The organism is Nocardioides sp. YJ-D4 (genome assembly GCF_054031495.1).
On record NZ_CM132932.1, the window covers coordinates 807,590 to 834,347 of the forward strand.

28 protein-coding genes are annotated in these 26,758 nt (G+C 68.6%); 17 read left to right on the top strand and 11 right to left on the bottom strand.

Going from position 1 to position 26,758, the window contains the following annotated elements; all coding sequences use genetic code 11:
* Positions 1–39: 39 nt before the first annotated feature.
* Positions 40–264, top strand: coding sequence for a hypothetical protein (locus tag ACW14X_RS03915; protein ID WP_457164793.1), 225 nt, complete (start codon positions 40–42; stop codon positions 262–264).
* Positions 261–530 (top strand): hypothetical protein, encoded by a 270-nt coding sequence (locus tag ACW14X_RS03920; protein ID WP_457164794.1) that lies wholly within the window; start codon positions 261–263, stop codon positions 528–530. Before ACW14X_RS03915 ends, ACW14X_RS03920 begins: the two co-directional genes overlap by 4 nt.
* Positions 531–610: 80 nt before the next feature.
* Here the strand turns inward: ACW14X_RS03920 and ACW14X_RS03925 are convergent, their stop codons facing one another.
* The 4 genes from ACW14X_RS03925 to ACW14X_RS03940 form a co-directional block, all read right to left on the bottom strand.
* Positions 611–937, bottom strand: a complete 327-nt coding sequence (locus tag ACW14X_RS03925) for a plasmid stabilization protein (RefSeq protein WP_160024232.1) — start codon at positions 935–937, stop codon at positions 611–613.
* A 1-nt stretch (position 938) separates the two neighbouring features.
* On the bottom strand, positions 939–1,085 hold the full coding sequence (locus ACW14X_RS03930; protein ID WP_160024233.1) for a hypothetical protein: 147 nt from the start codon (positions 1,083–1,085) through the stop codon (positions 939–941).
* 28 nt (positions 1,086–1,113) lie between these two features.
* On the bottom strand, positions 1,114–1,635 hold the full coding sequence (locus tag ACW14X_RS03935) for a sigma-70 family RNA polymerase sigma factor (RefSeq protein WP_457164795.1): 522 nt from the start codon (positions 1,633–1,635) through the stop codon (positions 1,114–1,116).
* A gap of 188 nt (positions 1,636–1,823) precedes the next feature.
* Complete coding sequence (locus tag ACW14X_RS03940; protein ID WP_457164796.1) at positions 1,824–2,495, bottom strand: LuxR C-terminal-related transcriptional regulator; 672 nt, start codon at positions 2,493–2,495, stop codon at positions 1,824–1,826.
* A gap of 105 nt (positions 2,496–2,600) precedes the next feature.
* Here ACW14X_RS03940 and ACW14X_RS03945 point away from each other — a divergent pair, with 105 nt between their 5' ends.
* Positions 2,601–3,176: a hemerythrin domain-containing protein gene (locus ACW14X_RS03945; RefSeq protein ID WP_357358022.1), complete on the top strand. Its 576-nt coding sequence runs from the start codon at positions 2,601–2,603 to the stop codon at positions 3,174–3,176.
* A 72-nt stretch (positions 3,177–3,248) separates the two neighbouring features.
* Positions 3,249–3,446, top strand: a complete 198-nt coding sequence (locus tag ACW14X_RS03950; RefSeq protein ID WP_160024237.1) for a hypothetical protein — start codon at positions 3,249–3,251, stop codon at positions 3,444–3,446.
* A gap of 3 nt (positions 3,447–3,449) precedes the next feature.
* On the opposite strand, the gene ACW14X_RS03955 is transcribed toward ACW14X_RS03950, so the two are convergent.
* A complete protein-coding gene (locus ACW14X_RS03955; protein ID WP_357358019.1) occupies positions 3,450–5,471 on the bottom strand; it encodes a M3 family metallopeptidase in 2,022 nt (673 codons plus the stop codon).
* Between the two features lie 61 nt (positions 5,472–5,532).
* Here ACW14X_RS03955 and ACW14X_RS03960 point away from each other — a divergent pair, with 61 nt between their 5' ends.
* The 5 genes from ACW14X_RS03960 (at position 5,533) to tuf (ending at position 13,356) form a co-directional block, all read left to right on the top strand.
* Positions 5,533–6,030, top strand: coding sequence for a beta-class carbonic anhydrase (locus tag ACW14X_RS03960; protein WP_160024239.1), 498 nt, complete (start codon positions 5,533–5,535; stop codon positions 6,028–6,030).
* Positions 6,031–6,118: 88 nt separating this feature from the next.
* A complete protein-coding gene (locus ACW14X_RS03965) occupies positions 6,119–6,898 on the top strand; it encodes an ABC transporter ATP-binding protein (protein ID WP_457164797.1) in 780 nt (259 codons plus the stop codon).
* Position 6,899: 1 nt separating this feature from the next.
* Complete coding sequence (locus tag ACW14X_RS03970; protein ID WP_457164798.1) at positions 6,900–9,509, top strand: ABC transporter permease; 2,610 nt, start codon at positions 6,900–6,902, stop codon at positions 9,507–9,509.
* Between the two features lie 10 nt (positions 9,510–9,519).
* Entirely contained in the window at positions 9,520–11,799 is a 2,280-nt protein-coding gene (locus ACW14X_RS03975) for an FdhF/YdeP family oxidoreductase (protein WP_457164799.1), read from the top strand.
* 369 nt (positions 11,800–12,168) lie between these two features.
* Positions 12,169–13,356: an elongation factor Tu gene (tuf, locus tag ACW14X_RS03980; protein WP_457164800.1), complete on the top strand. Its 1,188-nt coding sequence runs from the start codon at positions 12,169–12,171 to the stop codon at positions 13,354–13,356.
* Between the two features lie 56 nt (positions 13,357–13,412).
* Here the strand turns inward: tuf and ACW14X_RS03985 are convergent, their stop codons facing one another.
* Both ACW14X_RS03985 and ACW14X_RS03990 read right to left on the bottom strand, forming a co-directional pair.
* Positions 13,413–13,865, bottom strand: a complete 453-nt coding sequence (locus tag ACW14X_RS03985) for a PaaI family thioesterase (RefSeq protein WP_457166044.1) — start codon at positions 13,863–13,865, stop codon at positions 13,413–13,415.
* A gap of 39 nt (positions 13,866–13,904) precedes the next feature.
* On the bottom strand, positions 13,905–14,852 hold the full coding sequence (locus ACW14X_RS03990) for an NAD-dependent epimerase/dehydratase family protein (RefSeq protein WP_457164801.1): 948 nt from the start codon (positions 14,850–14,852) through the stop codon (positions 13,905–13,907).
* An 81-nt stretch (positions 14,853–14,933) separates the two neighbouring features.
* Between ACW14X_RS03990 and ACW14X_RS03995 the strand changes: the two genes are divergently transcribed.
* A complete protein-coding gene (locus tag ACW14X_RS03995) occupies positions 14,934–15,830 on the top strand; it encodes an RNA polymerase sigma-70 factor (RefSeq protein WP_350844334.1) in 897 nt (298 codons plus the stop codon).
* 23 nt (positions 15,831–15,853) lie between these two features.
* Here the strand turns inward: ACW14X_RS03995 and ACW14X_RS04000 are convergent, their stop codons facing one another.
* Positions 15,854–16,276, bottom strand: a complete 423-nt coding sequence (locus ACW14X_RS04000; RefSeq protein ID WP_160024247.1) for a hypothetical protein — start codon at positions 16,274–16,276, stop codon at positions 15,854–15,856.
* Positions 16,277–16,280: 4 nt separating this feature from the next.
* The gene (locus tag ACW14X_RS04005; RefSeq protein ID WP_457164802.1) at positions 16,281–18,266 is read right to left on the bottom strand and encodes a DNA gyrase/topoisomerase IV subunit B; all 1,986 of its coding nucleotides are present in this window, start codon (positions 18,264–18,266) and stop codon (positions 16,281–16,283) included.
* Between the two features lie 469 nt (positions 18,267–18,735).
* Between ACW14X_RS04005 and ACW14X_RS04010 the strand changes: the two genes are divergently transcribed.
* The 5 genes from ACW14X_RS04010 to ACW14X_RS04030 all read left to right on the top strand — a co-directional run bounded on the left by ACW14X_RS04010 (position 18,736) and on the right by ACW14X_RS04030 (position 22,386).
* Positions 18,736–18,942 carry a DUF7455 domain-containing protein gene (locus ACW14X_RS04010; RefSeq protein WP_040756289.1) on the top strand — a complete coding sequence of 69 codons (207 nt, stop codon included), beginning with the start codon at positions 18,736–18,738 and terminating at the stop codon, positions 18,940–18,942.
* An 87-nt stretch (positions 18,943–19,029) separates the two neighbouring features.
* Entirely contained in the window at positions 19,030–19,518 is a 489-nt protein-coding gene (locus ACW14X_RS04015; RefSeq protein WP_457164803.1) for a DUF456 domain-containing protein, read from the top strand.
* A gap of 197 nt (positions 19,519–19,715) precedes the next feature.
* On the top strand, positions 19,716–20,492 hold the full coding sequence (locus ACW14X_RS04020) for an ABC transporter ATP-binding protein (protein WP_457166045.1): 777 nt from the start codon (positions 19,716–19,718) through the stop codon (positions 20,490–20,492).
* The gene (locus tag ACW14X_RS04025) at positions 20,489–21,346 is read left to right on the top strand and encodes an ABC transporter permease (protein ID WP_457164804.1); all 858 of its coding nucleotides are present in this window, start codon (positions 20,489–20,491) and stop codon (positions 21,344–21,346) included. Before ACW14X_RS04020 ends, ACW14X_RS04025 begins: the two co-directional genes overlap by 4 nt.
* A 35-nt stretch (positions 21,347–21,381) precedes the next feature.
* A complete protein-coding gene (locus ACW14X_RS04030; protein WP_457164805.1) occupies positions 21,382–22,386 on the top strand; it encodes an ABC transporter substrate-binding protein in 1,005 nt (334 codons plus the stop codon).
* 167 nt (positions 22,387–22,553) lie between these two features.
* Here ACW14X_RS04030 and ACW14X_RS04035 read toward each other — a convergent pair whose 3' ends face one another.
* Together ACW14X_RS04035 and ACW14X_RS04040 are read right to left on the bottom strand one after the other, a co-directional pair.
* Positions 22,554–24,128 carry an RNA polymerase sigma factor gene (locus ACW14X_RS04035; RefSeq protein ID WP_160024251.1) on the bottom strand — a complete coding sequence of 525 codons (1,575 nt, stop codon included), beginning with the start codon at positions 24,126–24,128 and terminating at the stop codon, positions 22,554–22,556.
* A 139-nt stretch (positions 24,129–24,267) separates the two neighbouring features.
* Positions 24,268–24,846 (bottom strand): HhH-GPD-type base excision DNA repair protein, encoded by a 579-nt coding sequence (locus ACW14X_RS04040; RefSeq protein WP_457164806.1) that lies wholly within the window; start codon positions 24,844–24,846, stop codon positions 24,268–24,270.
* 122 nt (positions 24,847–24,968) lie between these two features.
* On the opposite strand from ACW14X_RS04040, the gene ACW14X_RS04045 reads away from it, so the two are divergent.
* On the top strand, positions 24,969–26,189 hold the full coding sequence (locus ACW14X_RS04045; protein WP_457164807.1) for a glycosyltransferase: 1,221 nt from the start codon (positions 24,969–24,971) through the stop codon (positions 26,187–26,189).
* 97 nt (positions 26,190–26,286) lie between these two features.
* The gene (locus ACW14X_RS04050) at positions 26,287–26,742 is read left to right on the top strand and encodes a hypothetical protein (protein WP_457164808.1); all 456 of its coding nucleotides are present in this window, start codon (positions 26,287–26,289) and stop codon (positions 26,740–26,742) included.
* Positions 26,743–26,758 lie beyond the last annotated feature (16 nt).

Consider the following 26,758-nt stretch of genomic DNA (forward strand, 5'->3'; position numbering starts at 1 on the left):
CGGGACACGAAAGCCGACCCCGACACAAGGAGATCTGGCATGACGTACTCAACGATCACCGGCGAGCGATCCAAGAACGCTCAGCGCTCGCTGTGGAACGGCACGACGCCCAAGACCAAGTGGCAGGAGTCGTCCTGGGGCAAGCGGATCACGGCCGTCGCCGCCTTCGCGGCCCCGATCGTGATCACCGTCGCCACCACGGTCATCCGCAAGAAGGGCACCGACGCACTGCTGCGAAAGGTCAAGGGAGGCAAGAAGAAGTGAGGACGAAACGCAACCTCTTCACCTTCGCCTTGGGTGGGGTAGCCGGCTACGTCGTCGGCCGCTACCCCGCCGCCACGTACGAGAAGCTACGTGACGGAGCCGGCATCACCCTGGGTCTGGCCCGCGAACGGATCGGCATCATGTCCGAGACCCTCCCGATCGGGCGACCCGGCTACCACCGAGCCCCCACCACCCCGCCTCCCGACAACGCCGACGGCGTGTTCGAGCGGACCTCGACGGCGTACGTCTCTCGACCGCATCCATAGATGGTTGCCGGCTCAGCACACAGCTGTGGGCCGCCGACCCGATCACGGGTCGGCGGCCCACAGGTCTCCGTAGAACGGAACTAGCGCCCAACCGCCTTCTCGAGCTCGGCCTTGCTCATCTTCGAACGCCCCTTGACGTTCTTGTCCTTGGCCTCTTCGTACAGCTGGGCCTTGGTCCGGCCGCCGGAGCCGCGGTGGCTGCGCAAGCCACCGCGGCGGCCTGAGGAGATGTCCTTGGTCGAGGTGCGGCTGCTTTCGCGGGACTCTCCCCCGCGGGCACGCTCCTTGTTCACCGTACGAGCCGCGATCTCCTCGGCGGTGTCCTCGTTCTCACCGCGCTCGAGCAGACCTTCCTTGATGTGCTCGTACTGGCGTTCTCGCTTCTTGCTCCAGGCACGTTGCGGCATCTCAGCTCCTCCTCTTTCTCGGCTGATCGAAGCGCTCCTCGTCATCGGCGACGCGCTTGTTCCGCCGGGCGTCGTAGAGCCAGGCGGCAACGCCGACCAGGACGACGATCACCCCGATCACGGTGAAGATGACGGCTTGGGTAGTCATACCTTCCGGTACCCCCTCGATGCATCGGTTACGCGGCGACGGCGACCCGCATCCGGCGGAGGATCCGGGCCAGGGCGCGGGAGACCTGCGCCTGGGTGGCGCCGATCCGCTCGCCGATCTCGGCCTGAGAAAGACCGTCGACGAACCGCAGCTGCAGGATCATCAGGTCCGTCTCACGAAGATCGCCGATCGCCTCGGCGACGACGACTCGCGCCTCGGCGCGGTCGAAGCCGGGGTCGGCCTCCCCCATCTGTTCGAGCAGCTCGTCGTCCACACCCTGCGGACGTACGCAGCGGGCCAGCTCGCGGAAGCAGTGGCGGATCTCGCCCTTGGCCATCGGCACGGCATAGCTCAGGAACTCGCCCTCGGCGGGGTCATAGCGGCGAGCGGCCTTCACCAGCCCCATGTGTGCGGCTTGGCGCAGGTCGTCGGCCTCGACGCCGCGGCCCGAGTAGCGGGCGGCAAGCGAGCGTGCCATCGGGAGGTGGCGTACGACCAGATCCTCCTGCTGAGGCGGGAGCAGCGGCGATGCATCCTGTGTCGTATCCATGACCCGAGTCTTTCGCGCGGACGTGCGAAAGACACCTGCTCAGGGGAGAAATGGCCCCCAGGGGTGAGCTCAACCCCCACAGCACACTCACCCCTGAGGGTTAGAACCGCGGTCCCGGGTCCGTTGCCGAGACCGCGGCACCGACAGCACAATCGTGGTGTCCACCGGCGTGCCGTGGCAGGCGGCAGTCACCCAGACTGCTCTGTCGATACGCTATCGGTAACCATCCGTGCCACCACCGATGCGCCCGGCTCCAGAGAATTCTCGTCGGGCGGCGCGAACCCGTGGGTGATCGCCCAGCTCACCGCTTGGCTGCGGGTGGTGACGTCGATCTTTCGGTAGGCCTGACGGATGTGGCTCTTGAGCGTGTTCACGCTCACCACGAGCTTCTCGGCGATCTCCTTGTTGGACAGCCCCTGGGTGATCAGGGCAAGCACCTCGACCTCACGGGTGCTGAGCCCGGCGAGCGTGCCCATCCGGTCCTCGTGCTCGCCGATCGGCTCGCCGGCGGCGGCGAGCTCGATGCTGCGTACGAGATCACCGGCGTGCACGCTCATCGACACCCAGGAGCGGGCTCCCAGCGAGTAGGCCTGGGCCCTCAGATCGGGGCGCATGTCGCGGCTGAAGATCAGCACCTCGGCGTCGGTCTCGTGCAGCAGATGCTGCAGATCGGCGCCGTCGCTCAGGTACAGACCGTAGGTGTCGTAGAGGATCACGTCGACGCCCGGCGCACGGCTGCGTACCGACGGAAGCGCGGTCACGACCACCCGGTCGGGAAAGTCCGTGAGCATGCTCACGAGCCCCCGCACGACAACCTCCTGCGGGCTGACCACCGCGACCTGCACAACGCCCGACCTCATCACACCTGAACCATCTCAGATCAGTGGTCGATTGGACAGGTGTATGGGCAGAACACGCCGTGGGTACCTGGGGTTATGTCCACACATCCGAGACAGGAGCAGCCCATGTCCCACGTGACCGAAGACCTCAGGAAGGCCTCCGAGTTACCCGAGGGAGACGTGGTCAGGATCCTGCTGCAGCAGCACGCCGGCATCCGGCAGCTCTGCGCGACGGTGGGGAACTCCGAGGGCCCGGCCAAGCGCCAGGCGTTCGACGACCTCCGGGTCCTGCTCGCGGTGCACGAGACCGCCGAGCAGATCGTCGTCCACACGGTCACCTCGACCCATGGCGGCGAGACGCTCGCCAAGGCGCTCAACGCCGATGAGAAGGAGGCCACCGAGATGCTGGCCCGGCTCGAGGAGGTCGGCGTCGACAGCCCCGAGTTCGACGAGACCTTCCCGATCTTCCAGATCGCGGTCGAGCAGCACGCCGAAGAGGAGGAGCGTGTCGAGTTCCCGCTGCTTCTCAGCACGATCGACGAGACGGCTCGCCACATGATGGGCAAGCGCCTGACCGCGACCGAGCTCATCGCACCGACCCACCCCCACCCCGGCTCCGCCGGATCGGTGCCCAAGCAACTGGCCACCATGCCGTTCCACTCCATCGCGGACCGTGTCAAGGACGCGCTGAGCCGATCCTGACGTGGCCGTGGCACAGTGGATGCTGAACGGCATCGACGACAGCAGCGAAGTCTTCAGATGGGAGCAGAGAACATGGTCGAGAAGGAAACCAAGGACCCGGTGACCGGCGCTGACGAGAGCACCGAGTCTCCGATCCCCTTCCCCACCCCGGACCGGGTCGAGGAGGAAGGCGCCGAGCGCGATCGCCAGGACGAGACCGAGGAAGAGACCTTTCCCGCCAGCGACCCGCAGTCCAGCTGGGCCGGTCCCGCGGATCCGCGGGACCGCTGACCCTCAGGCCAGGCCCCGGCGCTCCAGCAACGGAGCGATCGGGGCCGGCCGGCCGCGCCACTCCGCATAGGACTCCAGCGGGTCCCGAGTGCCGCCGATGCCGATCACATAACGGACGTACGCCTCGCCGTTCTCTCTCGTCAGGCCGCCGTTCTCCTTGAACCACGCGACCGTGTCGGCGTCGAGGACCTCGGACCAGATGTAGGAGTAGTACGCCGAGGCGTAGCCGCCGAAGATGTGCTTGAAGTACGCCGTGTAGTAGCGAGGCCGCACCGCCGGGTTGTCCAGGCCGACCGCCGAGAGCGCGGCCGCCTCGAACTCCTCGACAGCCTCCGGCGAGGTCGGTACGTCGGCCGGACCGAGCTCGTGCCAGGCGAGGTCGATGAGCGCGGCGGCCAGGTACTCGGAGGTCGCGAACCCCTCGTTGAACGTGGCGGACGCCTCGAGTTTGCCGAGCACGTCGGCCGGGATCGGCTCACCGGTCTCGTGATGTACGGCGTAGTTGGCGAGCACCTCGGGCCAGAGCATCCACATCTCGTTGACCTGGGACGGGTACTCGACGAAGTCGCGGTAGACCGACGTCGCGGCGAACCGCGGGTAGGTCGCCCGCGCGAGCAGCCCGTGGAGCGCGTGCCCGAACTCGTGGAAGAGCGTGTTGACCTGGTCGAACGTGAGCAGCGTCGGCTCCCCCGGCGCCGGCTTGGGCACGTTGAGGTTGTTGGTCACGACCGCCGACGGCTCACCCAGCAGCGTGTTGGCGGTGACGTAGGAGTTCATCCACGCGCCGCCCTTCTTCGAGTCCCGGGTGTAGAGGTCGAGCAGGAAGAGGCCGATCGGCTCGCCGTCGCGGGAGACCTCGAAGACGCGTACCTCGGGGTGGTAGCCCTGCAGGTCGGGGCGCTCCTCGAAGGTCAGCCCGTAGAGCCGGCCGGCGGCGAAGAAGACGCCGTCGCGCAGCACCCGGTCGGCCTCGAACCACGGCCGCAGCACGGCCAGGTCGACGTCGTACTCCGAGACTCGGACCCTCTCCGCGTAGTACGGCCAGTCCCAGGCCTCGATCGGCCCGCCCGCCGAGGCCTCGAGCGCGGACTGCTCAGCTCGGGCGTTGCGAGCCGCCGGCGCCGCCAGCCGCTCCAGCATGTCGCGGACGGCCTTCGGGGTGCCGGCGGTGTTGTCCGCGGTCACCAGACCGGCGTAGCTGTCGAACCCGAGCAGCTGGGCCTTCTCCGCCCGCAGCCGCAGCGCGTCGAGCGCGATGCCGCGGGTGTCGTTGGCGTTGCCGCGCGAGCCACGGGCGAGCTGGGCCTCGAACAGCCGCTGGCGCAGCTCCCGGTTCTCCAGCACCGACAGGTAGGGGTGGGCGGTGAACAGGGTCAGCGTGATCAGGAACTTGCCCGCCAGTCCCCTGCCCTCGGCGGCCGCCGCCGCCGCGGAGATCTCCCCCGGGGTCAGCCCGGCGAGCTCCTCGACGGTGTCGACGACCACGGCGAGGTCGTTGGAGTCGGCCTGCGCCGCCTGCCCGAACGCCGCCTCCAGCCCGGAGATCTCCTGGTTGAGCTCCCGCAGGCGTGCCTTCTCCGCCGGCCCCAGCGCAGCACCGGCGAGCACGAAGTCGCGGTGGTTGCGCTCGACCAGATAGCGGTCCTCGCCCTGCAGCTCGGCCCGCTTCTCATAGACAGCGTTCACCCGGGCGAAGAGCGCGTCGTCGAGGAGCAGCGCGTCGTGGTGGGCCGCCAGCCGTGGAGCGTACGCAGCATGGAGCTCGTCCAGATCGTCGTCGGAGTCCGCGGAGAGCAGCGAGAAGAAGATCCGCAGGACCCGGTCCAGCCGCTCGCCGGACCGCTCCAGGGCGACCAGCGTGTTCTCGAACGTCGGCTCCTCGGCCGAGGCCGTGATCGCGGCCAGCGCGGCCAGCTGCTCGGCCATCCCCTGCTCGATCGCCGGGCCGTAGTCCTCGATCGAGATGTCCGCGAAACGGGGCAGGCGGTGGGGCAGGTCACTGGGCTCGAGTAGGGCGTCGATCACATCACGCACGCTATCTGACACAGGTCGAGGTAGGCGCCGCGATATCGGCTACCTTGACCCCATGGCCGATTTCGATGACCTGCTTGCCGCGAACCAGACCTACGCCGACACGTTCGACACCGGCGGCTTCGACGGCGTCGCCCACGCCGGAGTGGCGATCGTGACCTGCATGGACTCCCGCATCGAGCCGCTGGCCATGCTGGGACTGAGCCTCGGGGACGCCAAGATCTTCCGCAACCCCGGTGGCCGGGTGACCCCGCAGGCGATGGAGGCGCTGGTGCTCGGCGTGCACCTCCTCAACGTCAAGCGCATCCTGATCGTGCCCCACACCCGCTGTGCGGTCGCCTCCAACACCGAGGCCGAGCTGCGCGCCAAGCTCTCCGAGTCCGCGGGCCAGGACGCGTCCTGGCTCGACCTGACCGTCGTCGTCGACGACCAGGCCCGCGCGCTCGCCGAGGACGTCGCCAAGGTCCGCTCGCACCCGTTCGTCCCCGAGGACGTCAAGGTCGGCGGGTTCATCTACGACGTCGACACGGGTCTGCTCAACCAGAAGATCTGAGCCGGCGAACCCGCGAAGCGGGTCGAGATCTACGAAATCGGTATAAACCCCGATGCGCGCTCACCATGGGTGAGCCAGAGTTGGGGTCGTGACCGACGCAGACCGACTCGAGATCGCCGCCCAGGCGATCGACCTGCACAAGACCTACGGCAAGGGCGCCGCAGAGGTCCGCGCGCTCGACGGCGTGAGCCTGGACCTCTATGCGGGGCAGTTCACCGCCATCATGGGTCCATCAGGCTCGGGCAAGTCGACGCTGATGCACTGCCTGGCGGCGCTCGACAAGCCCACGACCGGTGAGGTGATCGTCGGCGGTCGCAAGCTCGGCAAGATGCGCGACCGCCGCCTCACCTCGCTGCGGCGCGACAAGATCGGGTTCGTCTTCCAGGCGTTCAACCTGGTCCCGACGCTGACCGCGCAGGAGAACATCCTGCTGCCGCTCTCGCTGGCCCGGAAGAAGCCGGACCCGGGATGGTTCGACCAGGTCATCGACACCGTCGATCTGCGACCGCGGCTCTCGCACAAGCCGAGCGAGCTCTCCGGCGGACAGCAGCAGCGGGTCGCCTGTGCCCGGGCGCTGGTCTCCAAGCCCGACATCGTCTTCGCCGACGAGCCGACCGGCAACCTCGACTCCACCTCGGCCGCCCAGGTGCTCGACTTCCTGCGCCACAGCGTCGACGACCTGGGCCAGACCATCGTCATGGTCTCTCACGACCCGGTCGCCGCCTCCTACTGCGACCGGGTGATCTTCCTGGCCGACGGCCGCATCGTCGACGAGCTGGCCAACCCGAGCCGCGAGGAGATCCTGGCCCACATGGCCGACCTGCAGGCACGGGCGATGGGCCTGGACCCGATTCGCGAAGGCGCCTGAGGTGCTCCGGCTGACGCTGCGCAACCTCGCCGCGCACAAGGTGCGCCTGCTCATGTCGACGCTCGCGATCGTCCTGGGCGTGGCGTTCCTGGCCGGCGTACTCACCTTCTCGCACGGACTCGACCGCACCTTCTCCGGCATCATCAACGGCTCCACGCCCGACGGCCAGGTACGCCCGACCAACAGCGCCAGCTCGGCCGAGGCCAGCCGCCCCGGCAGCGGCGGCGCGGCCACGCTGGAGCCGGCGGCCATCGAGAAGCTGCGTACGCTGCCGGAGGTCGCCCGCGCCGACGGCGTCGTCCAGGGCGCGGGACTCTATGTGCTCGACACCGACGACAAGCTGGTCAGCAGCTCGGGTGCGCCGACGCTGGCGTTCAACCACACCGGAACCCCCAACCTGCTCGGCGAGCCGTCGCTCGAGCTCATCACCGGGAGCTGGCCGACCGGGGACAAGGAGCTCGTCCTCGACGAGGCGACCGCGGAGAAGGCCGGCTACCAGGTGGGCGACTCCGTCACCCTGATCGCGCCCCAGGGCGAGACCCGCCGCAAGGTCACCCTCACCGGCACCGCCTCCTTCAACGGCGGTGGCACCGCGGGCGCGCAGCTGCTGATCTTCAGCACGGCCGGCGCCCAGAGCCTGTTCACCGACGGCAAGGACGTCTACTCCGGGATCTCGTTGACCGCCGCCCCCGGCGTCTCCCAGAAGGAGCTCGTCGAGGCCGCGGAGACGGTGGTCCCGAAGGGGTTCGAGGCCGTCACCGGCGACAAGATGGTCGAGGAGTCCGAGGACGCGATCGGCGAGTTCCTCGACGTGATCTCGGTCTTCCTGATCGTCTTCGCGGTGATCGCGGTCATCGTCGGGGCCTTCATCATCGTCAACACCTTCTCCATCCTGATCGCGCAGCGCTCCCGCCAGCTGGCGCTGCTCCGCGCCCTGGGGGCCTCCCGCCGCCAGGTCACCACCTCGGTGCTCTTCGAGGCGCTGGTGATGTCGCTGATCGCGGCCACCGTCGGGGTTCTCGCCGGCTGGGGACTGGCCCACGCCCTGGCCGCCGTCTTCCGTCAGGCGGGCCTGGAGATCGCCTCCGACGTCCTCGTCCTCACCCCGCGCACCATCTGGATCTCCTACGCCGTGGGCGTCTGCGTCACGCTCGCCGCGGCCCTGCTGCCCTCCCGCCGGGCCGGGAAGGTCCCGCCGGTGGCGGCGATGCGCGAGGACACCCAGCCTCCGGCCAGATCCACCGTCCTGCGTACGTCGGTGGGGCTCGTCCTGCTGGCCGCCGGGCTCGCGATCGCCGCGGTGCCGCGGATCGGGGTCCCGGAGATCACTCTTCCCGGCGGCTTCGACGTGCCGACCAGCCCGGCGCTGTGGGTGGGCGTCGGGGCCGGGATCTCGATCCTCTCGGTCGCCTGGATCAGCGCGTTCCTGGGCCGCCCGGTGCTGGCGGCGCTGCGTACGGTCTCGGGGGCTGTCTTCGGGATGACCGGCAAGCTGGCCGGCCAGAACGCGATGCGCGACCCACGGCGCACCGGCGCCACCGCGTCGGCGCTGATGATCGGCCTGGCGCTGGTCTCCCTCATCGGCGTGCTCGCCGCCTCGATGAACGCCTCGATCTCCGATGTGGTCGAGGAGCAGTTCAAGCCCGACCTGGTCGTGCAGAGCCCGACGTTCACCCCGTTCCCGACCTCGATCGGCGATGAGATGGAGAAGGTGGAGGGCGTCGCGACCGTCTCACGCTCCCAGATCGCCCAGGCCGTAGTCGGCAAGGTGGACCTGCAGAACCCGAAGAAGAACGACGTCGAGTTCCTCTTCGGCGTCGACGAGCACCTGTCACAGGTCTATGACCTCGACGTGCTCGAGGGCAGCGAGGACGTCAAGCCCGGCCAGGTGCTGGTCACCGACGAGGCCGCGAAGGAGCACGAGTGGCAGCTCGGTGACCGCATCGACCTCACCTTCGTCAGCGGCCGCCAGCAGCGCCCCCAGATCAGCGGGATCATCGCCCGGACCCAGGTCACCGGCGACATCACGGTGCGCATCGAGGACCTCGTCGCGGCCAAGGTGCCGCGCGAGGATGCCTCGCTGAGCATCATGCTCGCCCGCGGAGCCGACCCGGCCGTCGTCCACGACCGTCTCGACAAGCTCGTCGAGGACCGTCCGGTGGTGGCGGTGCAGGACAAGGACGAGTTCGCCGAGTCGATCAAGGGGCAGGTCAACCAGCTGCTCTACATGATCTACGGACTGCTCGCGCTGGCGATCGTGATCGCCGTGATCGGCATCGTCAACACCCTCGGCCTCAGCGTCATCGAGCGCACCCGCGAGATCGGGCTGCTGCGCGCCATCGGTCTCTCCCGCGGGCAGCTGCGCCGGATGATCACTCTGGAGTCGGTGACGATCGCGGTCCTCGGCGCGGTGCTCGGGCTCGCCCTCGGGGTGCTCTTCGGGGTGCTGCTGCGCGACGCGCTGCGCGACGACCTCACCAGCCTGTGGGTGCCGCTCGACCAGCTGGCCATCTTCATGGCGATCGCCGTGGTCGTCGGCGTCCTGGCCGCGCTCCTCCCGGCCATCCGCGCGGGGAGGGAAGACGTCCTCAAGGCGATCGCCTCGGAGTAGTGTGCCTCGGGTGAGCACCGAGCACTCCGTAGACCTGCCCGAACCCACCCTCCGCATCAAGGAGCCGGAGACGGCCGCGGTCGGACTTCCCGGCGTGGCCCACTCGATGGAGTACGCACTGCGCGAGATGGGCCCCAGGCGCAGCCTGCAGACGCTGCTCAAGGTCAACCAGGTCGGCGGCTTCGACTGTCCCTCGTGCGCCTGGCCGGACCCCGACCACCGCAAGGCGGCGGAGTTCTGCGAGAACGGTGCGAAGGCGGTGGCCTGGGAGGCGACCCGCAAGCGGGTCGACCGCGCCTTCTTCGCGGCCAACTCGATCGCCTCGCTCAACGAGCGCGACGACCACTGGCTGGAGTCGCAGGGCCGGCTGACCGAGCCGATGTACGTCGCCCCCGGCGAGACCCACTACTCCCCCATCACCTGGTCCGACGCGATCTCGCTCATCGCCGACCGGATGCGCGCGTCCGATGCCGACCGTTCGGTCTTCTACACCTCCGGCCGGGCGTCCAACGAGGCCGCGTTCGTCTACCAGCTGCTCGCCCGCCAGCTCGGCACCAACAACCTGCCCGACTGCTCCAACATGTGCCACGAGTCCAGCGGCACCGCACTCGGCGAGGTGATCGGCATCGGCAAGGGCACGGTCACCTACGACGACCTCGCCGAACACTCCGACCTGATCTTCGTGGTCGGTCAGAACCCCGGCACCAACCACCCCCGGATGCTGACCGCGCTCGAGTCCGCCAAGGAGAACGGCGCCAAGGTCGTCTCGATCAACCCGCTGCGCGAGGCCGGGCTGGGGCGGTTCCGCAACCCCCAGACCGTACGCGGCGTCACCGGCGTCGGCACACAGCTCGCCGACGTCCACGTACCCGTGCAGGTCAACGGCGACCTGGCGCTGTTCGCCGGGATCAACAAGCTGCTCGTCGAGCGCGACGCCATCGCGCACCCCTTCATCGAGGAGCACACCGACGGCTTCGAGGTCGCGGCGCAGGCGTGGGCAGCGATGGAGTGGGACGAGATCACCCGGCTCAGCGGCATCTCCCGGGAGGAGATCGAGTCGCTGACCGACCTGGTCGAGTCCCGCGAGCGCGTCATCGTGTGCTGGGCGATGGGTTTGACCCAGCACAAGAACTCGGTCGCCACGATCCGCGAGATCGCCTCGTTCCTGCTGCTGCGTGGCAACATCGGCAAGCCCGGCGCGGGCGCCTGCCCGGTCCGCGGCCACTCCAACGTGCAGGGCGACCGCACGATGGGCATCTGGGAGAAGCCGCCGGCGTGGTTCCTCGACGCGGTCGGTGCCGAGTTCGGCATCACGCCGCCCCGTGAGGACGGCTTCGACGTGGTCGCCGCGATCGAGGCGATGCGCGACGGCGCCGTCGACGTCTTCCTCGCCCTGGGCGGCAACTTCGCCGCCGCGACCCCCGACACCGCCGTCACCACGGCCGCGCTGGCCAACGTCGGCCTCACCGTCCAGATCTCGACCAAGCTCAACCGCAGCCACCTCCACCACGGCCGCGAGGGTCTGATCCTGCCCTGCCTGGGCCGCACCGAGCGCGACGAGACCGGCGGCCGCGAGCAGTACGTCACCGTCGAGGATTCGATGGGCATGGTCCACGCCTCCTACGGCCGGTTGCTTCCGGGCTCGAAGGAGCTGCGCAGCGAGGTCGGCATCGTCTGCGCCATCGGCGAGGCGCTCTTCGGCTCGGACAACGGTGTCGACTGGGCCACGTTGGGCTCGGACTACTCCCGGATCCGCCGGCACATCTCCGCCGTGATCCCCGGGTTCGAGGACTTCGAGACCCGACTGAAGGCGCCCGGCGGCTTCGCCCTGCCCAACGGCCCCCGCGACTCGCGCACCTTCAACACCGCGACCGGCCGGGCCCGGATCACCGCCAACCCGCTGACCGCGGTCTCGGCTCCCCCGGGCCACCTGCTGCTCCAGACGCTGCGCTCCCACGACCAGTTCAACACCACGGTCTACGGCTACAACGACCGCTACCGCGGCATCAAGGGCGGGCGCCACGTCGTCTTCGTCAACCCCGAGGACCTCCGCGAGCTCGGCATCGCGGATGGCGGCGCCGTCGACATCGTCTCGGTCTGGACCGACGGCGAGCGCCGGGCCGAGGGGTTCCGCGTCGTCGCCTACGCCACCCCTCGCGGCTCCGCCGCGGCGTACTTCCCGGAGACGAACGTCCTCATCCCGCTCGACTCCTACGCCGACGGCAGCCGCACCCCGACGTCGAAGTCGGTCGTGGTCCGCCTCGACCCTCGCCGAGTCGGCTCGTCCTGACCTGAAATCCGGCCGAGTCGGCTCATCCTGACCACAATCCCCGTCGAGTCGGCGCGTCATAACGCGCCGACTCGGCAGGTTGTGGGGCGTCGGAATTACTTTGCCGAGGCCGGTGTTGATGCCTAACGTGATGAGCATGTTCCGCGTGGTTTCCGAGCACCACCTGTCAGGCACGAGCCTGACGGGCGCTCCCACGTGGGCACCGTCAGTCGATTGCACCGGCGCGCGAAGCTGACCCTCCTCCTGCTCTGCAGGACCCGCGGAGGAGGGTGGCCCGCACCGGCCCCCTCATCGCGGTGACAGCGCTGTGAGGGCTTGCCGGAGGGTCCTGGCTCACCCCGAAATCTTCTGACACACAAAGGAACTCTCATGGCCAAGGGCCAGTTCGTGCGGACCAAGCCGCACCTCAACATCGGGACGATGGGTCACGTCGACCACGGCAAGACCACCCTGACCGCCGCGATCACCAAGGTGCTCGCGGAGCGCGACCCGAGCGTGAACCGCTTCATCGCCTTCGATGGCATCGACCGTGCTCCGGAGGAGCTGCAGCGCGGGATCACGATCAACATCTCGCACGTCGAGTACGAGACCGCGACCCGGCACTACGCGCACGTCGACATGCCCGGGCACGCCGACTACGTGAAGAACATGATCACCGGCGCTGCCCAGGTGGACGCCGCGATCCTGGTCGTCTCCGCCCAGGACGGCGCCATGCCGCAGACGCGCGAGCACGTGCTGCTCGCGCGCCGGGTGGGCGTGCCGTACCTGGTGGTGGCGCTCAACAAGGCCGACACCGTCGACGACCCGGAGCTGCTCGACCTGGTCGAGCTGGAGGTCCGCGACCTCCTCTCCGAGTACGGGTTCCCCGGCGACGACGTACCTGTCGTCCGGGTCTCCGGACTGAAGGCGCTGGAGGGCGACCCGGAGTGGACCGCCGCGATCGGTGACCTGCTCGACGCGATCGACGGCTACGTGCCGGTGCCGGAGCGCGAGCTCGGCGAGCCGTTCCTGATGCCGATCGAGAACGTCGTCACCATCACCGGCCGCGGGACGGTGGTCACCGGTGCCGTCGAGCGCGGGTCGCTGAAGGTCGGCGACGCGGTCGAGGTCGTGGGCCTCGGCGCGACGATCACCAGCACGGCGATCGGGCTCGAGACGTTCGGCAAGTCGCTGGAGTCCGCGGACGCGGGCGACAACGCGGCGGTGCTGCTGCGTGGCGTCAAGCGCGACGAGGTCCGTCGCGGCCAGGTGGTGGCGCTGCCGGGCAGCGTACGGCCGCACCGGAAGTTCCGGGCGAACCTGCACGCGCTGTCCACCGCCGAGGGTGGCCGGCACACGCCGTTCGCCGCGGACTACCGACCGCAGTTCTACTTCCGGACCACGGACGTGCCCGGCGGGATCGACCTGGGTGAGATCGCCCTGGTCATGCCCGGCGACACGATCGAGCTCGGAGTGGAGCTGGAGAAGCCGATCGCGATGAACGTCGGACTCGGGTACGCGGTCCGCGAAGGCGGTCACACCGTCGCCGCCGGCACCGTGACCGAGCTTCTCGACTGAGCTGCTCGACGAGAGAATGGGACGGCCCTCACCTGGTGGGGGCCGTCTCCCATTTCTCAGTCGCGGGGGCGCCACCGCCTCCACAGCGCCTCGCCCTCGGCGCGGACCTTCCCGTCCCACTCCAGCCGCACCAGCGAGGTGATCTGGTCCTCGCTGGCGTCCTTGGTCGACGCGATCAGCGTGACCGGCTCCCGGAGCGGGGCCGGCCGCCGGTAGCGTACGTCGATCCCGGCCGTGACGTAGGCCAGCGACTCCCCTTCGGCAGGCATCCAGCCGTTGAGGAACGCCTCCTGGTGCACCGCGGCGGCGCTGTGGCAGTCGAGCAGGGTCGCGATGATCCCGCCGTTGAGGAACCCGCCGCCGTTGTCGTGCTGCGGCCACGGCTGAAAGGTCGCGGTCACGCTCCCGTCCAGCTGCGGATAGCTCTTCAGCCGGAGCCCCTCGGCGTTGGCCGGCCCGCACCCGAAGCAGGTCATCGTCGGCCACCACTCGTCCTGCAACGCGATCATCTTCACCGCGCCACCATAACCACGAGATCGCTACCCGGCTCAGCCGATCCCGGTCCGGAAGCCCTCGCGCCAGGTGGCGTACGACGGCGTCCAGCCGAGCTCCCGCTTCGCCTTGGCGTTCGAGGAGCCGCGCACCGAGGTCATCAGCGCGACCCCGAACTCACCGATCAGCGGCCGGGCCAGCCAGGCCGGCAGGCGCATCGGGTTCCGGCCGCCGACCTGCTCGGCCAGGAACGGCATCCACTGGTTCACCGGAGCGGGCTCGTCGTCGACGATGTTGTAGATGCCCGGCGCACCACGCTCGACCGCCGCGGCGGTCGCCGCCCCCACATCGTCGATGTGGACGAACGACCACACCCCGGTGCCGCCACCCACCACCGGCATCTTGCCCGCGCGCAGCAGCTCGCCGATCGCACCTTCGCGCGAGGCCGCGTTGCCGGGGCCGTAGAAGTTGCCGTAGCGCAGCACCAGCCCCTCGAGGTCAGAGGCGGCGGTCACCGCCTCCTCCAGGTGACGGATCGCCGCCAGGGCGCCTCGCGCCTCCTTGCCGGGGTCGGTGATCATCGGGGTGCTCTCGTCCTTGACCCAGCCGCCGGTGCGCTCGTAGGTCCAGCCGCCGCCGAAGCTCTGCGCGACGAACCGCCGCACCCCGGCCGCCCGGGACGCCGCCAGCAGGTGGTCGGTGCCCTCGGTACGCAGCCGGTTGGTCATCGCGAAGTCCTGGTCCCACTTCTTCAGGTTCCCGCTGAGGCCGCCCAGCGCGGTGAGCTGGTGCACGACGACCTCGGGTGCCGCCTTGGCGACGGCGTCGTGGACGCTCTGCGCGTCCAGCGGGTCCATCACGATCCCGGTCGCGCCCATGCCGGCCAGCGCCTCGCACCCGGCCTCGTGCCGGGTCGAGCCGTAGACCTCGTGTCCGGCGGCCACCAGAAGCGGCACCATCCTGACGCCGACCGCACCGGTTCCGCCTGCGATGAAGATGCGCATTTTCTGTTCCTTTCGTCGTTGTTGACCCCACCGACGAAACAACCTGCGCTCCTGTGACAGCTGGCGTAAGGTCCTGCGTTCGTGGACCTCGCAACCGCCCATGACGGGCTCCGCCCGCTGATGTTCTCGATCGCCTACCGGATGCTCGGCAGCGTCGCCGAGGCGGAGGACGTCGTGCAGGAGGCGTTCCTGCGCATGCACCGCAGCAGCGAGGAGGTCGACAACCTCGATGCGTACGCCACCACGGTCACCACCCGGATCGCCATCGACACCCTGCGCTCGGCCCGCCACCGCCGTGAGCAGTACGTCGGGCCGTGGCTGCCCGAGCCGATCCTCGTCTCCGACGAGGACCCGAGCCACCGCCTCGAGCTCGACGAGACCGTAAGCACCGCGTTCCTGGTCCTGCTGGAGTCCCTCACCCCGGTCGAGCGCGCCGTGTTCGTGCTGCGGGAGGTGCTGGGCTACGACTACGAGGACATCGCCCCCGTCGTCGACAAGAGCGCGACCAACTGCCGCCAGATCTTCACCCGTGCCCGCAAGCGGATCGCCGACGGCACGCCGCGGTTCGACCCGTCCCGCGAGCGCCGCGACCAGCTCGCCTCCCAGTTCGTCGCCGCGCTCTCCGCGAGCGACATCGCCGGCCTGGAACGCCTGCTCGCCGACGACGTCGTCTTCGTCGCCGACGGCGGCGGCCGGGCTCCAGCCATCCAGAAGCCCATGCTGGGCGCCGTCGCCGTCACCCGCTTCCTGCTCGGGCTCATGCGTCAGGGCGAGCGCTTCGGCGTACGTCTGGAGCTCTCGCACGCCAACGGTCAGCCGGCGATGCTCACCCGAGGCGCCGACGGCGCCCTGCTCGGCGTCATCGCCCTCGACGTCGACGGCGGCCGGATCGTACGCATGCACAACGTCCTCAACCCCGACAAGCTCGGTCACCTGGGCGAGGTCGGCGACCTCTTCGCCCTGCTGGCCGAGCGCTGACCGAGCGTCAGCCGTCCAGGGCCCTACCCATCCAGAAACGTACGCAGCGACTGGTCGACCAGCGGCCGCCCCAGCGTCCCCTCCGCCAGCGCGTCGCGCAGCGCGGTGACCGAGTCGAGATCGGCGACGAGTGTCACCAGCTCGTCGACCTCCTCGCCGATCTCGGCGGGTGTGGTGGCCGCGACCGGCCGGTCGAGCAGCAGCGGGCAGTCGACCGGTCCGCCCTCCGGCTCCGGGTGGCCGAGGGCAGCGACCCAGCAGCCGATCTCATAGCGCAGCGGCGCGCTCGGCCCGGCGCCCTGGGCGCGCAGGTCGACGTACCAGACGATGTCGTCGCTCTTGGGGTCGCCGAGCCGGTGATGGCCCTTGCGCAGGGGCATGCCGCCCGTCTTGAACGCCTTGGTCGCCGCTGTCCGGGCTGCCTTCTGGTCCATCGCTGAGGTCACGGCCCTAGAAGTCGAGGTCGGTCTCGGAGAGCTGACCGCCCCCGGCGACGATGAACTCCTTGCGCGGAGCTACCTCGGATCCCATCAGCAGGTCGAAGACCGCCGCGGCCTCGTCGGCATCGTCCAGCGTCAGCCGGCGAAGCGTCCGGTGGCGCGGGTCCATGGTGGTCTCGGCCAGCTGGTCGGCGTCCATCTCACCCAGACCCTTGTAGCGCTGCACCGGGTCCTTCCAGGTGACGTTCTTCTTCTTCAGCTCGGCGAGCTTCCGCTGCAGCTCCGGGTCGGAGTAGGTGTAGATGTACTTCTCCATCCCCTTCTTGGGGTTGGAGATCTCGATCCGGTGCAGCGGCGGGACGGCGGTGTAGACCTTGCCGGCGGCGATCAGCTCGGGCATGTACTTGAAGAACAGGGTCGCCAGCAGCGTACGGATGTGGGCGCCGTCGGAGTCGGCGTCCGCCATGAAGATGATCTTGCCGTAGCGCGCCGCGTCCAGGTCGAAGCTGCGACCTGTGCCGGTCCCGACCACCTGGATGATCGAGGAGCACTCGGCGTTCTTCAGCATGTCGCCGACCGAGGCCTTCTGGACGTTGAGGATCTTGCCGCGGATCGGCAGCAGCGCCTGGAACTCCGAGTTGCGGGCCACCTTCGCGGTGCCGAGCGCGGAGTCACCCTCGACGATGAACAGCTCGGCCCGGTCGTCGGTGGTGCGGCAGTCGGCGAGCTTGGACGGCAGCGCAGAGGACTCCAGCGCGTTCTTGCGCCGCTGGTTCTCCTTCTGCTGACGCAGCGAGAGCCGGGTCTTGGAGGCGGCGTACACCTTCTCCATCACCAGCTTGGCCTGCTGCTTCTGCGCCCCGCGCGACTCGGTGAGGAACGTCTTCATCTCCGCGGCCACGACCTTGCGCACCACGCTGCGGGCAGCCGGGGTGCCGAGGATCTCCTTCGTCTGGCCCTCGAACTGCGGCTCGGCCAGACGCACCGTCACCACCGCGGTCAGACCCTCGAGGATGTCTTCCTTGACGATGTCCTTGTCGTTGACCTTGAGCACCTTGGTGGCGCGCATGGCGTCGTTGAACGTCTTGGTCAGCGCGTTCTCGAAGCCGCTGACGTGGGTGCCGCCCTTCGGGGTGGCGATCACGTTGACGAAGGAGCGGATCTCGTTGTCGTAGCCGCTGCCCCACCGCACCGCGATGTCGACGCCGAGCTCGCGCTCGACGTCCTGCGGCGTCATGTGGCCGGCGTCGTCGAGCATCGGCACGGTCTCGGTGAAGGTGTCCGAACCCTGCAGGCGGAGTACGCCGCTGACCGGCTCGTCCTTGGCCAGGAAGTCGACGAACTCGGCGATGCCGCCGTCGTGGCGGAACTTCTCCTCGACCGGGTCCTCGCCGGACAGGTCGCGGATGACCAGCTCGAGCCCGGGCACGATGAAGCTCGTCTGCCGGGCCCGGCCGAGCAGGCCCTCGAGCTCGAAGCGGGCGTCCTTGGTGAAGATCTGCCGGTCGGGCCAGAACCTGACCCTGGTGCCGCTCTTGCCCTTGGCGACTCGCTTGCCCTTGCGCGTCAGGCCGCTCTGCGGCGTGAAGGCGGCCGTCGGGCCGTCGCCGTCGAACACCCCGGGCACGCCCCGGCGGAACGACATCCCCTGCTGGGCCGGCGAGCGGTCCACGTCGATGTCCATGCGACTCGAGAGCGCGTTGACGACCGAGAGGCCGACACCGTGCAGACCGCCGGTCGCGTTGTAGGAGCCACCACCGAACTTGCCGCCCGCGTGCAGCTTGGTCGCGACCACCTCGACGCCCGGAAGCCCGGTGCGGGGTTCCTTGTCGGTCGGGATGCCACGGCCGTCGTCGTAGACCTCGACCGAGCCGTCGGGGTGCATCGTCACCTCGACGTGGCCGGCGACACCCGCCAGCGCCTCGTCGACGCCGTTGTCGATGATCTCCCACAGGCAGTGCATGAGGCCGCGGGTATCGGTCGAGCCGATGTACATACCGGGACGCTTGCGCACCGCCTCCAAGCCCTCGAGGACGAGGAGGTGCGCGGCGTTGTAGGTGTTGTCAGAGATGATCGGCTCCTGCGTAACTGCGTGGTACCCGGGGTACTGCGTGGGGGTGTTTCTTGGATGAAATCTACCGTGCGACACGCCCGGGTCTCACGCAGGCACGCGGCAACCGGCCCATGCGCCATCGTGCGGCACATGTTCGTCGTGATCGGTCCGTTACGTGGAACTTGCGGGTTTCGATGCACGAAATGGTCGGTCGACAGGTAAGAATGTCTGTCACGGACAGCGATGTCCCGCGGGGTAGGTCCGACCCGGATCCCCAACCCGGAGCGACAACTGCAAGGATTAGAGGTGCGGCGGCGGTAAGAGTCCGCGAGGAAACGCTAGCGATCTAGGGAATCTTCCAAGACTCACGTACGTTATCCCGGCGCAATCATGATTCAGAAATGAGGCCGATGTGACCACTGCCGTTGCCACCAGCTCGCCGCTCACGTCCGAGGACCGTTGCGACCGGTGCGGAGCGCAGGCCTACGTACGCGCGGAGCTCCACTCCGGCGGCGAACTGCTGTTCTGCGCCCACCACGCCCGCGAGCACGGTGAGAAGCTCAAGGAGATCGCGAGCTCGATCACCGACGAGACCCACAAGCTCACCGAGAAGAACTGACCCCACCCACCGACTCCCCGAAGGCCCGGACCACGACGGTCCGGGCCTTCGGCGTCTGCGGGGTGGCACGGGGCTAGGGTTCGCTCCGTGAGTCTCGTCGAAGTTCTCGTCGCGCTGGTCATCGCCTTCGGCATCGCCGGCATCATCGTCCCTGTCCTCCCCGGCGGAGCGCTGCTCGTCGCCGCCGCGATCCTCGGCTGGGCCATCTGGCTGGGCGAGTCCACCGGGTGGGTGATCTTCGGCATCTCGGCCGCCTTCATCGCCATCGGGCTGATCACCAAGTACGCCATCCCCGGCAAGCGCCTCAAGGACTCCGGGATGCCGCTGTCCACCCAGATCGTCGGCGCGGCCCTGGCCATCATCGGCTTCTTCGTGATCCCCGTCGTCGGCATCTTCGTCGGCTTCCCCGTCGGCGTCTTCCTCGCCGAGCTCCGCCGCCACGGTGGTGACGCCGGTGCCGCCTGGACCTCCACTTGGACCGCCCTGAAGGCGATGGGCCTGTTCATCCTCATCGACGCCACCGCCGCCACCTTCGCCACCATCACCTGGGTCGTGGGGGTCGTCATCACGCGGTAGTCCCCCGGTAGGGATACCCGGTTAACCGGGTATCCCTGCACTTCTCAGGTGTTGCAATGCCCGAGAAGTGCAGGAAACACCCGAGAAGTCCGACCCCTGGGCCACTCCGGCGGGCACTTCTCCAGGTCGCTATAGTCGAGTTACTTAGTTTTCTAAGTCGACTCTGACGACCACATCCCTGGAGGCCTTCCGTGTCCATGCTCGAGGTCAGCGATGTACGCCTCGGCTATCTCGTCGACGGCGAGCCGCATCTCGCCGTCGGCGGGGTCTCGTTCTCCGTGCCACGCGGATCGACGACGATGCTGCTCGGTCCGTCGGGCTGCGGGAAGTCGACCATCCTGAAGGCAGCGGCCGGGTTCCTACGGCCCTGGTCGGGCACGATCACCGTCTCCGGCCGCACCTCGGTCACCACGCCCGGGCCGGACCGGGCGGTCGTCTTTCAGGAGTTCGACCAGCTCTTCCCGTGGCGGACCGTACGAGGCAACCTGGAGTTTCCGCTGCGCGCCAACGGACGCACCCGCGAGCAGGCCCGGGAGCGGGCCGACCGCTGGCTGACGACGATGGGGCTCGACCAGGCGGGGGCGCGCTACCCGCACCAGCTCTCGGGCGGGATGAAGCAGCGGGTCGCGATCGCCCGCGCGCTGGCGCTCGAACCCGACGTACTCCTCATGGACGAGCCGTTCGGCGCCCTCGACGCCCAGACCCGTGATCGCCTGCAGCGCGAGCTGAAGCAGGTAGCCGCCGAGACCGGCATCACCGTCCTCTTCGTCACCCACAGCATCGCCGAGGCGGTCTACGTCGGCGACCAGGTCGTCGTCCTCTCGACGCCGCCGTCACACGTCGTGGACACCCTCGACGTACGCGGCCTCGACGACCCCACCGATCCGGCCTTCGTCGCCGCCCAGACCCGCCTGCGGTCCCTGCTCGCCGGCGACGGGGTCGATGGGTCCGGCGAGAGCGAGGCGGCAGCATGACCCAGACCGCTCCCCCGCCCACCACCTCCCGGACCGCCGCCGACCTGCCCGACGCCCTGCAGCGGAGACTGCCCCGCTGGGGCGACATCCCCACCGCCGTACGTCGCGGGCTGCTGCTCCTGGCCCTGCTGCTCGCCTGGGACCTCGGCGTCCGGTTCGGCGGGGTCAGCCCGCTCGTGCTCGTCGGGCCGCTCGACGTCGCCCAGGCGATGGTCGAGGGCGTACGCAGCGGAGCGCTGGTCGACTCGACCGTGCTGACCCTGCGCATCCTCGGCCAAGCGCTTGCCATCGGGATCGTGGCCGCCGCCGTGCTGACCACGCTCGCCACCTGGACGACGATCGGCGAGGACCTCCTGGTCCTGCTCACCTCGATGCTCAACCCGCTCCCGGCCGTCGCGATCCTGCCGCTGGCGATGCTGTGGTTCGGCATCAACACCACGGCTCTGATCGTGGTGATCGCCAACGCGGTGACCTGGCCGATCGCGATCAACGTCAGCCAGGGCTTCCGCACCGCCAACCCCACGGTGGTCGCGGTCGGGCGCAACATCGGGCTACGCGGCGTACGCCTGGTCTGGTACGTCCTCGTCCCCGCCGCCCTCCCGCACACCGTCTCCGGTCTGAAGAGCGCCTGGGCGTTCGGCTGGCGCACGATCATCGCCGCCGAGCTGGTCTTCGGCGTCGCCGGCGAGGGCGGCGGTCTGGGCTACTTCATCAACAACGCCAAGACCTACCTGCACATCGCCGATGCCTTCGCCGGCCTGGTCACGATCGCGCTGATCGGGATCCTCTTCGACCTCGTCTTCAGCTGGCTCGAGCGCCGCACCGTCGTGCGCTGGGGCATGAAGACCGCCTGACACTCTCCGCCAACCCCACGTCAAGGAGCTCCACCATGTCCTATCGAGGTTCCCGCCGAGGATCGCGTCGCGGCGTACGCCTGGCCGCGGTCTTCGCCGCCACCCTGCTCACCGGCGTACTCGCCGGCTGCGGCGCCGGCGCGGACGACGGACCGGCCGACACGATCACGATCGGCTACCAGCCCGGCCTGGGGTACGCGACCCTGCTGATCATCAAGGAGCAGAAGACGCTCGAGAAGGCGCTGCCCGACACCGAGATCACCTGGCAGGAGCTCGACTCCGGTGGCGCGCTGCGCGACGCGGTCATCGCCGGGGACGTCCAGGTCGCCTCCATGGGCGCCTCGCCGTTCCTGGTCGGCGTCGATGCCGGCGTCGGCTGGAAGACGGTCGCCGCGATGAACCAGATGAACCTCCAGCTCATGGTCACCGACCCCGCGATCAAGTCGCTGAAGGACCTGCCGAAGGACGCCAAGATCGCCATGCCGGCGCCCGACTCGATCCAGTCGCTGCCGCTGCGCAAGGCCGCCGGTGAGCAGCTCGGCGACCCGCACGCCCTGGACAAGAACATCGTCGGCATGGGCCACCCCGACGGCCTCCAAGCGCTCGTCTCCGGCCAGATCGCCGGCCACCTCACCGCTCCGCCGTTCGTCGCCCAGGAGGCCGAGGCCGGCGCCCACCCGATCCTGAAGAGCTACGACCTCTTCGGTCGCACCACCTTCAACGCGATCTACGCCAAGCCCGACTTCCTCGACGCCAACCCCGACTTCACCAAGGCCTTCTACGCGGCCCTGAAGGAGTCCAACGCCCTGCTGAGCGACGACCCGGCGCAGGCCGCCGAGCTCCTCTCCGCCGAGTCCGAGGGCGAGCTCACCGCGGCCGAGGTCGAGACCCAGATCACCGACCCCGACGTCACCTGGTCCCTGACCCCCACCGGCTTCGGCGAGTTCGCCGACTTCATGGAGTCGGTCGAGATGATCAAGAAGGCCCCGGCCACCGAGGACATCTACGTCGACAACGAGTTCAACGCCGACGCCAGCTGACCCCTCCCCGCCGAATCGGTAGTTCTGGCGCGCCGAGAATGCAGTTGTGGGCGACGAAGGTAGACCTTCGTCGCCCACAACTGCATTCTCGGCGTCCCGCGTCTGCGGGAAATGGCGAACGCCCTCCCAGAAGTCCGGGAAGGCGTTCGAGGAGATCTTAGCCAGATTCAGTCGAGATAGTCGCGCAGAACCTGCGATCGGGACGGGTGTCGCAGCTTCGACATCGTCTTGGACTCGATCTGGCGGATGCGCTCGCGGGTGACCCCGTAGACCTTGCCGATCTCGTCTAAAGTCTTCGGCTGACCGTCGGTCAGGCCGAAGCGCATGCTCACGACGCCGGCCTCACGCTCAGAAAGCGTGTCGAGCACCGCGTGCAGCTGCTCCTGGAGGAGCGTGAAGGAGACCGCGTCGGCCGGGACGATCGCCTCGGAGTCCTCGATCAGGTCGCCGAACTCGGAGTCGCCGTCCTCACCCAGCGGGGTGTGGAGCGAGATCGGCTCACGGCCGTACTTCTGGACCTCGATGACCTTCTCCGGGGTCATGTCGAGCTCCTTGGCCAGCTCCTCCGGGGTGGGCTCGCGGCCCAGGTCCTGGAGCATCTGGCGCTGGACGCGCGCGAGCTTGTTGATGACCTCGACCATGTGCACCGGGATACGGATGGTGCGGGCCTGGTCGGCCATGGCGCGGGTGATCGCCTGACGGATCCACCAGGTGGCGTACGTCGAGAACTTGTAGCCCTTGGTGTAGTCGAACTTCTCGACCGCACGGATCAGGCCCAGGTTGCCCTCCTGGATCAGGTCCAGGAAGAGCATGCCGCGGCCGGTGTAGCGCTTGGCGAGCGAGACGACGAGACGGAGGTTGGCCTCGAGGAGGTGGTTCTTGGCGCGCTTGCCGTCCTCGGCGATCCACTCGAGCTCGTCGAGGATCTTCGGGGTGATCTTGCCGCCCTTGCCGAGCTTCTCCTCCGCGAAGAGGCCGGCCTCGATCCGCTTGGCGAGCTCGACCTCCATCTCGGCGTTGAGCAGCGGGACCTTGCCGATCTGCTTGAGGTAGTCCTTGACCGGGTCGGCGGTCGCGCCGGCGACCATGACGGTCTGCTCGGGCTCGTCGGTGTCGTCGGAGGTGGAGACGACGAAGCTCTGCTTCGAGGCCTCCTTCTCGTCTTCCTTGATCGTGGGATCGGCGGCGACATCCTTCTCGAACTGCTCGTCGGGGATGTCGGGCAGGATCTTCTTGCCGTCGGGACCGAGCTGGACGACCGGGGTCTCGTCGTCGGTGTCGGTATCGGTGTCGTCGACCTCGATGTCGTCGACATCGACCTCGACGTCCTCGAGGACGATCTCCTCGCCGTCCTCGTCGATCTCGGTCGTCTTCTTCGGCTCGGGCTCATCGGCCTTCTTCGCCGCGACCTCGGTAGCCGGCTTCGCGGGCGCAGCCGCCGCCTTCTTGGCGGCGGCCTTCTTCGCCGGCGCCTTGGCCGTGGTCGTCTTGCGGGTCGAGGTAGTCGCCGCCGCGGCACGGCCGGTGACGGCGGTGCCGAGGTCCACCGAGATGCCGAGCGTGCTCAGGTGACCGAGCAGTGCCTTGAGGTGCCTGGGCTCGACCGCGGCATCCTCGCTGGCCTGGCGGACCTGGTCGGGACTGACCCGTCCGGTTGGCTTGGCCTGGTCGATCAGCGCCTTCACGGCAGGGTGGGCGAGTACCTCAGCGGGTATCTTGCGCGCGTTCGAGGACACGAACACCTCTCCGTCGAACTTGGTCGAGACTTATCAAAAACTGAGTTTGGGCGCGGCAGGGCCCGGGGTCGTCAAGAGCCGCAGATTCATTCTGCCACGATGGTGGTGAACATTCCCCATCCGGGGCATTATGTCCCCCAGCAACTCATCCGGCCGCTTTGGCTGCGGCTTTCTTCTGCTGTTTGTAGTCACGTACCTTCTGCAACGACGCAACGTCGACGACGTCAGCCACAGAACGGTAACCATCGAGCGCGTAGTCACCGACGGCCTCCTGCCAGCCATCGGGCCGCACTCTTAACTGCTTGGCCAGCAGGGAGACGAAGATCTGCGCCTTCTGCTTCCCGAAGCCCGGGAGCGCCTGGACCCGCTTGAGCAGGTCCTTGCCGCTGGTGGCCTCGGTCCACAGCCGGGTGACGTCGCCGCCGTACTCGTTGGTGACGATGGTCGCGATCCCCTGCACCTTCGCCGACATCGAGCCGGGGAACCGGTGGATCGCGGGCGGCGTCGAGGCGATCGTCTTGAACTCCTCGGGGTCCATCTCGGCGATCTTGGCGGGGTCCAGATGGCCGAGGCGGGTCACCAGCTTGTGACCTCCCTTGAACGCATCCTCCATCCGATACTGCTGATCCAGGGCCATACCCAGCAGCAGCGCGAACGGATCCTCGGAGAGCAGCTTGTCGGCGGCCTCGTCGCCGGTGATGTGGAGAGAAGGCATAAGGGACATCCTGCCTCATCCAGGAAAGCAACACGCGGTCGAAGCCGAAGGCAGCCGCCAGGGAGGCGATACGGTTTCGTGCAGTCGGCACACCGGGGGTGAGACCGCCCGGGTCCAGGAGGGACGTTTCGATGGCGACCGTGCTGTTCTGTCCGGTGACCTTCAACCTGGCCGAGACCACGCGAATGATCCAGGTCGCTCGAGCGTTGAGTCCGAGCCACCGTGCCGTGTTCATGGGCTATGAGGACGACTACGTCGACCTCATCCGCGACGCTGGCTTCGCCTACATCTCGCAGACTCCTGCGTTCACGCACCAGGAACGCGAGCAGCTGATCGCGTTCGATCAGGGCAAGACGTTGAAGAACCCCTTCACCGAGCGAGTGGTCGCCGACCGCGTCTCGATCGAGCGGCAGGTCATCCGTGAGCAGGGCGCCTCGGCCGTCGCGACCGGGTCGAACCTGACGTCCTACATCTCCGCCCGTGCCGAAGGCGTACCTCTCTACTATCCGGTCCCGTTCGCACTGACCGAGCCGCAGGTGCGCCAGGCACGGCAGCTGTTCCTCGTGGAGGGAAGGGGGCGCACCGCGCGATTCATAGATCGAATGGCCACCGCCGCGTTTCGCTGGATCTATACCAAGGCCCCGCTCGCCCCACGCTCGTTCACGACCGTGGCAATCGCGAACGGCGTGCCTCCGATGCGGACCATCTCCTCGCTCCTCACCGCTGATCGCAACTTGATCACCGAGATGCCCTGGGAGCTCGAAGGGTTCACGCTGCCGGAAGGCTTCGAGCGAGTCGGCCCGATCTTCGCCAACATCGAGGCGCCTATGCCGTCGATCGTCGAGGAGCTGGCGGCCGCATCACGGCCGCTGGTCTACCTCGGCCTGGGATCCTCGGCGAACCGTCGGCTCGCCGTCGCTGCGGCCCACGCGCTCGGCACGCTTCCCGTGAACGTGATCGCCCCGATCTCCCACTACCTGGGCGCTGGCGAGACGCTTCCCCCGAATGTTCACGTGACCGGGCTGCTGCCCGCGCACCGACTCGGCGGCTTGGTCGACGCGGCTGTGCTGCACGGCGGACAAGGCACGATCCAGACGGCTTGTGCCACCGGTATCCCTTTCGTCGGTATGGGGTTGCAGCCGGAGCAGACCTGGCACGTGCGGATGTGCGAACGGCGCGGGAACGCGATCGCGGTATCGCCGAAACGCGTCGGGTCACCCGCGTTCGTCGACGCCGTGCGTCGTGTCCTCGATGATCCGGGCATCCGCGCCGCCGCCTCGGAGGTGCAGCAGGCGTACGCCGGAGCGGATGGTGCCGCAGCATCCGCCCGGATCATCGAAGCTGGGCTATGAGCTGGCAGGCGACCCCCAGGACGTCACGCCGCGCCTGAGATCCGGGCCCTGTGGAAAGACGGTCGCGGGATTCCGGCGTCCGTTGCACGCTAGGCCCATGGCCACCATGCCCACTCTGTCCGAGACGTCCATCGAAGGACTGCACGAGCCGCTCTCGCCAGTGCTCGAGAAGCGGTTGCGACGTGCTGTGCTCGACCACACCGCCACCGAGCACCGGCGCTCGTTCCTGGCGCTCGTACACCTCGGCGTCCCGGGCGGCAAGGAGGTCGCCCACGCACATCGCGAGGACGAGCCCACCGACCACTGGTTGCGCACCGACATCATCCACAGCATGCGCCGCCGAGTCGGCGCGCCGGATCCGATCGTGTGGCTGACTCGGGCCGGCGACCTGGGGATCGAGGACGTCGACCTCCGCTGGCTCGCCGCCGCCCGGGCTGCGTTCCGGGAGATCGGGGCACCCCTGACGTACGTCGTGGTGACCCGCAACGCGTGGGTCGACCCACGCTCCGGGCTCAGTCGCCGGTGGAAGCGGCTGCGCTACCGCAACGACTAGGGCGTGTCTCGCAAAG